The organism is Muricoccus vinaceus (genome assembly GCF_042433125.1).
Taxonomy (GTDB): domain Bacteria; phylum Pseudomonadota; class Alphaproteobacteria; order Acetobacterales; family Acetobacteraceae; genus Roseomonas; species Roseomonas vinacea.
The window spans coordinates 1-8,063 of the sequence record NZ_JBHLVZ010000055.1 but is presented as its reverse complement, the minus strand read 5'-3'; the positions used below and the strand labels follow the sequence as shown (position 1 = coordinate 8,063).

6 protein-coding genes are annotated in these 8,063 nt (G+C 64.8%); 5 read left to right on the top strand and 1 reads right to left on the bottom strand.

Annotated elements, in window-relative coordinates:
* Nucleotides 1–460: 460 nt before the first annotated feature.
* The 5 genes from ACFFIC_RS16990 to ACFFIC_RS16970 all read left to right on the top strand — a co-directional run bounded on the left by ACFFIC_RS16990 (nt 461) and on the right by ACFFIC_RS16970 (nt 7,533).
* Nucleotides 461–1,963, top strand: coding sequence for a cation:proton antiporter domain-containing protein (locus tag ACFFIC_RS16990; RefSeq protein WP_377052465.1), 1,503 nt, complete (start codon nt 461–463; stop codon nt 1,961–1,963).
* Between the two features lie 287 nt (nt 1,964–2,250).
* Nucleotides 2,251–3,963: a hypothetical protein gene (locus ACFFIC_RS16985; RefSeq protein WP_377052463.1), complete on the top strand. Its 1,713-nt coding sequence runs from the start codon at nt 2,251–2,253 to the stop codon at nt 3,961–3,963.
* A 338-nt stretch (nt 3,964–4,301) separates the two neighbouring features.
* On the top strand, nt 4,302–5,060 hold the full coding sequence (locus tag ACFFIC_RS16980; protein WP_377052461.1) for a hypothetical protein: 759 nt from the start codon (nt 4,302–4,304) through the stop codon (nt 5,058–5,060).
* 3 nt (nt 5,061–5,063) lie between these two features.
* Complete coding sequence (locus ACFFIC_RS16975) at nt 5,064–6,959, top strand: ABC transporter ATP-binding protein/permease (RefSeq protein ID WP_377052459.1); 1,896 nt, start codon at nt 5,064–5,066, stop codon at nt 6,957–6,959.
* Between the two features lie 163 nt (nt 6,960–7,122).
* A complete protein-coding gene (locus ACFFIC_RS16970) occupies nt 7,123–7,533 on the top strand; it encodes a tripartite tricarboxylate transporter substrate-binding protein (protein ID WP_377052467.1) in 411 nt (136 codons plus the stop codon).
* On the opposite strand, the gene ACFFIC_RS16965 is transcribed toward ACFFIC_RS16970, so the two are convergent.
* Nucleotides 7,426–7,989 (bottom strand): transposase, encoded by a 564-nt coding sequence (locus tag ACFFIC_RS16965; protein ID WP_377052457.1) that lies wholly within the window; start codon nt 7,987–7,989, stop codon nt 7,426–7,428. The two genes, ACFFIC_RS16970 and ACFFIC_RS16965, sit on opposite strands and share 108 nt — an antisense overlap.
* Between the last annotated feature and the right edge of the window lie 74 nt (nt 7,990–8,063).

The window sequence follows — 8,063 nt, the reverse complement described above, 5'->3', positions numbered from 1 at the left end:
CGAGGCGGCGTAAACAGAACCCGGCCTTCACCTCACACCGTCAGGTTGGGCGCGAGCACTGACAGATCCAGTCCATCTGCGACAGCGTCCAGCCGCCGAAGATGCTGCCTCCGGCGTTGGTGTCACGTGGCATGGCGATGGTCCGCAACTATGCGCCGCCGGGGATCTCGGGGGGCTTTCCGGTCAATGCTCGGTTCCTCTGCTGGAAGACGGTCGATTTGCGTGGGTATCTGAACGCTGCCCTTCCCCCCGTCGCCGCATAGCGGAGGCTGCAGACATATAAGGGAACGCGCCCGCCACGATCAGGTTATCGACCCCGGCATCCTGCCGAGAAACTCGGCCGCCGCCCCGAGGCTCAGGAGCACAGAAGCCAAGTTGTCGCGGAGGAGCTATCCCGGCCGCCTCGCGTTTCCTCTGTCACGGCTGGGCTGCCGAGGGTGGCTAGGACAGGAGCGTCAGCATGGGCACCATCGAGTTTGTCGCCCTGCTTCTTGCCGGCATTGGGCCGCTCCTGGCGCTGGCGCACTTCCTTAAGCTTCCCGCGACAGTGCTCCTCTTCGGTGCGGGGCTCGCGGCTGGGTTCCTCCCCGGCTCAGCACCCATCCGGGTGGACCCGGACCTCGCGATCGGGCTGTTCCTGCCGCCAGTCATCTACGCCGCCGCCGTCCGGATCACGCCGCACCTCCTGCGCCACCTCCTTCTGCCGGGCGTCATCGTCGGGGTGGCCGTATCGCTCCTGACGGTGCTGGGCGTCGCCGCCCTCTCGCGCTACGTCCTTCTGCCTGGCATCACATGGACTGCGGCCCTCCTCCTCGGCGTCGTTGCCGCGCTCTTCGACACGCGGCTGTTCCAGGAGGCCAAGGGCGCGCCTCACGTACCCCGCGCTCTCACAGACGCGCTGAAGGCGCGGGAGATGGCATCACGCGTCGTGGCGCTGACCGCCCTCGCCCTCGTCACGGGCGCCATGCGGGAGGGTGCGGCACCGGAGGTAACGGAGGCGGCCCTTGAGGTGGCCTGGGCTCTTGCCGGTGGCGCGGCGGCCGGCTTCATCATCGGCCGCGGCGTGCTGTGGCTCCGCGATCGGGCAGGACCAGCACCAGTCGAGATCGCGGTTTCCCTCGCCGCGCCCTACCTTGGAGCGCTCGCGGCCCGCGGTGTCGGCCTGTCGCTCGCCGTCACGATAATCGCGGCAGCGCTCGCCGTCTCGGCCGCCCGCGTCGACCGGGAGACAGGCGAGGCCCGCACCTCGGCCGAGGCGCGCATCTCCGCCATGGCGTTCTGGGAGGAGGTGAGCCTCCTCCTCTCCTCTCTCCTGTTCTTCCTCGCCGGCCTTGCCGTGCCGGAAGCGCTCACCGGTCTCGGCGGATGGCATACTTGGCAGGCAGGAGTAGCAGCGGCTGGCATTCTCGCCACGGTGATTGCGCTCGGCTGGCTTGGTTCCCTAGTCTCAACACACCTTCCTCCGCTTGCGGCCGCACTCGCCGGAGAAGATGCGGCAGGGCGGGCGGCGGCAGCTGGGGTGATGGCCTGGGCTTCGACACGCTCAGTCCTCGGCCTCGTTGTCGTCCTCTCCGTTCCCCAGGCATGGCCGGATGGCACCCCATTTGCGGAAGGTGGTCTGCTCCTCGTCGTGGTTGCCCTGGTCGTGCTTGGTTCCGTTTGTCTGCAGGGCCTGACGCTGCATCGCGCTGCGCGGGCAGCAGCCCTACAGAATGGAGGTGACACCGAGCGGGAGGAAACGCGAGCTCGGACGCTCGCGGCAGAGGCGCGGGAGAGTGCTGGAGCAGGGGACGACGTGGCGGACGCTGCCGGCTTGGCGGCGGAGCGGCGCGCGCTGCTTGACCTCCGGGAACGCGACGAGATCGGCGATGAAGGGCTTCGGACCCTGCTGCGCGAGGGCGACCTCCGGAAGCGAGCCGCTGAAGGTGATGCCGAGCCGGGCGCGCCTCCCCCGCAGCCCTGACCCTTCCCAGCAAACGTCTTCTAACACAGGTAGGAGGAACTTCGAGGGAGATGTGGCAGGTCGGGCGCGGCTTGCAGCTTTGCAATTAGGCTGGCGCAACCATTCACGTGGATGGCTTGCCACACGGTGGTCCATGTACGGGCTGATCCAAGCTGGCACGGAGCCTATTGGAGCAGAGTGTAAAGGCGTTCCCCAACGTGGCCCACTCCGTCAGAGGTTACAGCCTATATACGACCAATCTGCTCGTGCTCCGAAAACTTGTCAGGCTTGTTCTCAGGGAGGAACAGATGCACCAGTCGCGACCAATGAGTGGCGTGCGAATGGGTTGGGGCGTGTTCCTTACCTGCTGGGCGCTGGCAGCCGTCGTTGCGCTCGTGCTTGGCCGTGACGCCAATTGGGACCTGCGCAACTACCATTACTACAATGCTTATGCCTTGCTAGAGGGGCGCTGGAGCCTGGATCTTGCGCCGGCAGGGAGCCACACGTTCCTCAACCCCGCCCTTGATTTGCCATTCTATATGATGACCCAAAGCGTGCTGAACCACTCGCCGCGTCTCATCGCCGTACTGCAGGCAGGCCACCTTGGCCTGCTCGCATTCCTTGTCCTCCTCACCACCAACATTGTCTGCCACGGTAATCCGCAGCGAATGACCGGAACGAGCGCGCTGGTCGCCGCCTTCGGGTTGACAGGAGCGGCGACGCTGCCAGAGGCGGGCACCACGTTCAACGACCTCCAGATCGCCTGTCTCGTAGTGGGGGCGGTGCTCGCGCTACTCCTTGCCGCCGGAGCCGATGACGTCCTCGCGACAGGCAGGGCGACGCGCCTTCGTCTGCTGTCCGGCGTGCTTGGAGGAGCTGCGGTTGGCTTGAAGCTGACCGCGATGATCTTCCCGCCCGCCTTGGTGGTTGTGGCAGTGATTGCTAGTCCACTCGGCATGCGGCGGCAGTTGCGCATCCTGGTCCTACTCGGAAGTGGTGGCGCTGTTGGCTTCCTGCTCGGGGGAGGACCATGGGCTTGGTTCCTGCTTGAGCGCTTTGGGAACCCTTTCGGTCCATTCTTGAACGAGGTCTTTCACTCGCCCTGGTTTCCGCAGGAGACCATCCGCGACACGCGCTTTCTCCCAAGTGGTGCTTGGCAGGCTCTCGCGTATCCGCTGCTCTGGGCGCGCCGGTCGACTTGGCTGGTAACTGAGTGGCCCGTAGCCGACCCTCGCTTTGCGGTCGGCTTGATAGCGCTGCTGATTGCTTCCGCAGCGAAGATGTGGGGACGCCGGGCCAGATCAATGTACGCTGTGTCTGACTACCAGATCCAACAGCAGCTGCCGATGGAGAGTCTGGCTGCGCAGCGAGCCTCATGGGCTGTCATGGGGTTTATCGCCGCGGGCTATGTCGCTTGGCTCGCCATGTTCAGCATCCTGCGTTACGCAGGTCCAGTTGAGGCGCTGCTCGGCGTGCCTGTCTGGGCGATGGGGCGTGATCTGCTGCTACGCAGAGCGCAGGCTATTGCTGTCGCATATGGACTGCTAAGGACAAAGCTGTTCTGCCGAATGGGAACGGTGTGGGCCGCCATCGTGCTCGGTGCCTGTGCCCTGGGCACTCTGTATCCCGAGTGGAACCGGCAGCCCTTCGATTGGGCTCAGGAGCCACACGGTGCAGCTGCGGTTGCTGTCAGGCACGTCAATCTGCCCTCCGGATCACTGGTCGCGATGGTAGGACCCGCGGTGTCCTTCACCGCGCCATTCATAACAGGCTCTGGAGTGCGCTTCATCGGTGCACCGCATCCAGGTGAAGCTGGGCCAGCTGTCTTTCGGACAGCGATGGCCGAGACGGTCCGAACAACGGCGCAGTCACACACAGGTCCAGCTTTCGCGATTGTGGAAGACCCAGACGACTACGACCGCGAGGTGGCTGCGGCTTATGGAATCGCACTGGATCTCGCTTCCTGTGTCAGGCTTCCGAACAACCTGACCACGCTCGTTCACCTGTGCCGCTGGCGGTGATGCGAAATACCCGTCAGGACTACGTTGATCGATCTGCTCGCCGATGCAAGTGTTGCATCGAGGCGCTGCCTTAAAGACCGCCTAACATCGGGTTTCCCTCTCCTTGGCTTGGTCCAAAACCTTAACCCGAGTTGCGCCGCATATCGTGCCAGCTCCGAGCCGGCCTCCTTGGCTCGCTTCGAGACTGGCGAGGATCAAGAGCTGTGCCTTGAACAGCAGGATATTACCATGGACATGACCCTCCCCTCTGAAACCGGAAGCGACGAAGATGGTGGTCGATGCAGCTTAATCCCTCCGGTTGCGTTCTGTAATGAAACAGGGCTGGAGGCATCAACATCATGTTCCTGCCGCAGTGGCGCCCTGCCCTGCCCTTCCCAGCGCGCTTCAGGCCGATCTTGTCTCTGCTCGCGCTAACAGCCTCTTCGCCCGCCTTGCCGGCTCGGCCAGCGCTCGCGCAGCCCCGACATGCGACCGGAGACAGTAGCGACCTTTGGTTCGATCCAACCCAGTTGCCGTCGTTCACGGGAATGGTTGAACGCTTTTTGGTGAATCCGCGAGGCGAGGTGGATGCGCTGCTGTTTCGCGAAGGGCCGCAGGTCTCCTTCCCACCGGACGTAGCCGATGAACTCCGTCGGGTCGCGGTGTCGGGGCGACCCTTGATTGTCTGGGGAGTACGCGCTCGTAGGGCGCCGGCGATCACCATGCTCGCATTCGCGCCCAGCAGTGAAGTCACGCCAGTGGTGCTGGATCGCTTCTACTGGAGACGCCAAGGCACAGGCGTGAACGAGGGGGCGGCGCGGCTCTCGGTTACCGGGGCTGTCCGGTCACCCTACTATGCTCCGCAAGGCGAGATCATTGGCGCGATCCTTGAGGACGGAACAGTGGTGTTGCTGCCCCGCGGCGTTGCGACAGCAGAAATAGCCCGGCGGTCGTTCAGACCGGGTGCACGTCTCGAAGCCGAAGGCCTTGGCTACCAAGGCGAGGTCGGCCGCGCAGTGCTGGCGGATCGGCTAGGCGAGCCTGGTGCGATGCAAGCGGTATCGGGCACCAACGGCGGGCCAGCGATCAATTCTCAGCCGCCCTTAGGGAGCCGCTAACCGATGAGCGAACGTCGCCGAGGCCCGGGCAGCCCCGTGGAGGGCGAGGAGGGCTACGGCCAGGAGGGCTTCATCCTCCGCTTTTGGCGGCTGGCTCGTGGCTACTATACGGGCGACGAGCGCCGCTCCGCTTGGTTGCTTACCGCAGGGGTAATCGGGCTGACGCTTGTGCAAATCGGTATCCAGGTGCGCTTCAACCTCTGGAATCGTGACTTCTTCAATGCCTTGGAAGCCCGGGACCGAGCGGCCTTCTTCGGGCAGATGGGCACCTTCCTGCTACTGACTGCTGGCAGCATGGCGGTGGCGGTGTTTCAACTTTACGTCCGCCAGATGCTGCAACTCCGCTGGCGAGAGTGGCTGGTGTTTCGCCTGCAAGCGCGATGGCTGGCTGGTAGCCGCCATTACCAGATGAACTTCCTGCCGGGCAGCGCCGACAACCCCGACCAGCGGATCAGTGAGAACACTCGCTGGGCGACGGCTATGGCCGTCGACATGGCAGTGGGACTTTTTCAGTCGGCGGTGATGCTGGTGTCCTTCGTCGGCATCCTTTGGACGCTGTCCGGTCCGCTGCTCGTCGCCTTTGGCAGTAATGAGTTCGAGATTCCGGGCTACATGGTGTTCGCCGCGCTCATCTATGCTGTGATCGGCTCGACCCTGACTTACTTCATGGGCCGGCCTATGGTGGACATCAATATCCGCCGCAATGAGGCAGAATCCGATCATCGCTTCGCCCTCATTCGGATTCGCGAGAACAGTGAGGGTGTAGCCCTTATCCGCGGAGAGGCTGACGAGGATCGCGGATTGCGGCGATCGTTCTCCCACGTCGTTCTCGTCATGAAAGACCTCATGCGAAGCGAGCGGCGGCTGATGTGGCTGACCTCGGCTTATGGCATGGTCGCCGGGGTGTTCCCGATCCTGGTCGCCAGCCCGCGCTACTTCGCCGGGGCGATCACACTCGGTGTACTCATGCAGATCGGCTCTGCCTTCGCCGAAGTGACACGGGCCTTGAACTGGTTCGTGGATAACTTCCCACGCATAGCTGACTGGCGCTCTCACCTTGAGCGCGTAGTCGCCCTCGAGGACAGCCTGGACGCGGCTGACATCCTGGATGCAGGAGAGGTCCGGATCAGCGTCACTGAGGGCCCTTTGCCGGACGGACGGGAGGTCTTGGCCTTCCGCGACCTCCAGATCGCACAGGCCGACGGCAACATCCTGGTTGGCGAGGCAAATGCTGAGATCCAGGCAGGCGAGAAGGTCCTGATCGTCGGCGAGAGCGGTACCGGCAAGTCAACCCTCTTTCGGGCTATCTCCGGCGTATGGCCATGGGGATCCGGGGAGATCAGGGTGCCGCCGCGAGACCACATGATGTTTATGCCGCAGCGCCCCTATCTGCCACTCGGGACACTTCGCGGCGCTATCGCCTACCCTGCTGCTCCCAAGAAGTTCCCCGACGCTGCCGTGACAGCCGCCTTGGAGCGCTGCGGGCTGGCGCACCTGATGGGTCGCCTGGACGAGGATGAGCGCTGGGACCGTATGCTTTCACTGGGAGAGCAGCAGCGGCTTGCCTTCGCACGCCTCTTGCTGCACCGCCCAAGGTGGGTGTTCATGGACGAGGCAACGGCCGCTCTGGATGAAGCCAATCAGGACGCCATGATGGGGTTGTTCCGGGAACAACTATCGGATAGCGCTCTTGTGTCGATCGGCCACCGCCCGGGTCTGGATCTTTTCCATGATCGCACGCTGACGCTCATGCGGTCGCCTGACGGGGCCAAGCTCATGGCGCCGCGTCGGCAGCGCACCGTCAGTACGCGCCGGCGCCGCAGTGGCGCTGGCGGTCCTGTAAACGTGGCCGGCAGAGGCGTGGCACGGATCCTTAGAGGCCGACCCAAGCGGACTTAATCCAAGAAGGGCGAAGGTCCCGTGGGCCGCTTGAGCCGTGTTTGAGTGCGTACTGGCTGCCAAGCAGGGTCCCGTGATTCGGGGTCATACGCTCGATAAAGGACGTAGTCGCCGCCTCCGTGAACCACACGGTCAGCCTGCCACACCTGCGTAGGGGGGTGGGCTGGGCCGACCTGCCCATCCTAATGCCCCAGCTCCGGCCGGCGCGCTGCGCCCCATTGTCATCGACAGCGAGCACCGGTCAGCCCTGTTCCCCGATGTCTCGACGACGGAGGCCGGCCCACCCGGAGTGCGCGCCGGCAATTGGCACGGCTTCGTCGCCCCTGCCCGTATGCGGTCCGCTATCGTCTCGGCAATGCAGGACATCATCGCGGCCGCCATGCGGAACCCCGCCGTTGCCACGGTGCTGCACCGTGTTGCGTGGCTCGCAGGTGTGGACGGACTGCGCCCTAACCCCGATCTGGGCTCATGTGAGGCGGACGTACTCCGGGCGCCCGAGTTCGAGCATGCGGTTCAGCACGTCGACGGCGATGGCCACCTCGGCTTCCTGACGCCCGCCGGTCTGCGAGCGTAGGCCGTCGCCGATGACGCGCTTCCATCGTGAGATGTCGGCCTCCATAAGGGCGCGCCAGTTGTACCCTGATGCCCGCTGCCAGCCCATGCGGCCGCGCTCGGCAATGGACTGCAGATGTCGGTCCCGCTGCGTCGGCTCGGTCTCTGCCGTATCGCTCCTCACCGCGCTCGAGCGGGGTGGGACGATGACGCTGGCTGCTGGGTACCGCGCGGCAACTCCGGCGTAGACGTCGTCCCGGTCGTTGGCCCCGCCGCCAGTGAGGGACGCCACCGGTCCGTTGACCTGGTCGAGCAAAGGCCCGACCCGCGAGCCGTCATCGGTATCCTTGTCGGTCAGCGCCGACGCAACGATCCGCCCGGTGTCGGCGTCGGTGGCAAGATGGAGCTTGCGCCACCCGCGCCGCGTCCTCGAGCCGTGCTTCACCACAAGCCACTCGCCGGGGCCGCAGAGCTTCAACCCTGGGATCCGTCAGTGCTCGCGCCCAACCTGACGGTGTGAGGTGAAGGCCGGGTTCTGTTTACGCCGCCTCG

Coding starts and splice junctions, on each gene's coding strand:
- ACFFIC_RS16975 (WP_377052459.1), top strand. CDS start 5,064: ATGAGCGAACGTCGCCGAGGCCCGGGCAGCCCCGTGGAGGGCGAGGAG.
- ACFFIC_RS16990 (WP_377052465.1), top strand. CDS start 461: ATGGGCACCATCGAGTTTGTCGCCCTGCTTCTTGCCGGCATTGGGCCG.
- ACFFIC_RS16985 (WP_377052463.1), top strand. CDS start 2,251: ATGCACCAGTCGCGACCAATGAGTGGCGTGCGAATGGGTTGGGGCGTG.
- ACFFIC_RS16980 (WP_377052461.1), top strand. CDS start 4,302: ATGTTCCTGCCGCAGTGGCGCCCTGCCCTGCCCTTCCCAGCGCGCTTC.